Raw genomic sequence first — 478 nt, 5'->3', positions numbered from 1 at the left:
AGGGTGAATCGTCCCGGCCGACCGGATCGGCGTCCTTTTCCCCGGAGGCCGGAAGGGCATTTCGGGACGCGCGGATGCGGTAGTCGGAAAGTATCCGCAAGGTCAGTGCGTTCAGCGCCCAGGCATCGGTCACGATGTGGTGCGCGGTCAGGACGAGGTGGACGGCGTCCGGCCCTGCGGTGAGCACGGCGGCCCGGAACAGGGGCCCGTCCCGCAGATCCAGCGGCCGGCTCAGCTCCTGCTCGCACCGGGCCCGTACCGCGCCGGAGGGGTCGGGCTCGCCGGAGAGGTCGAGGTGGTCCCAGGACAGCGGCGCGTCCGGCGTCTCGGGGACGCGCCGGACCCGGGGGACGCCGTCGCCGTCCTCGCCGAACCGCAGCCGGAAGGCGTCGTGCGCGCGCACCGCACGGGCCAGACAGGCGCCGAGCAGCTCCCGGTCGACGGCGCCCTCCAGCCGTTCGTGGACCAGTACGTTGAA

General features: G+C 73.2%; 1 protein-coding gene. It reads right to left on the bottom strand.

The annotated features are described in order from the left end of the window. Positions 1-478, bottom strand: a 478-nt coding sequence (locus RNB18_RS51250; RefSeq protein WP_311720957.1) for a condensation domain-containing protein, incomplete at both ends; no start/stop codon positions are given.

This window comes from Streptomyces doebereineriae, assembly GCF_031845645.1.
In the GTDB taxonomy this organism is placed as follows: Bacteria; Actinomycetota; Actinomycetes; order Streptomycetales; family Streptomycetaceae; genus Streptomyces; species Streptomyces canus.
This window is presented reverse-complemented; position numbering and strand designations above follow the sequence as displayed.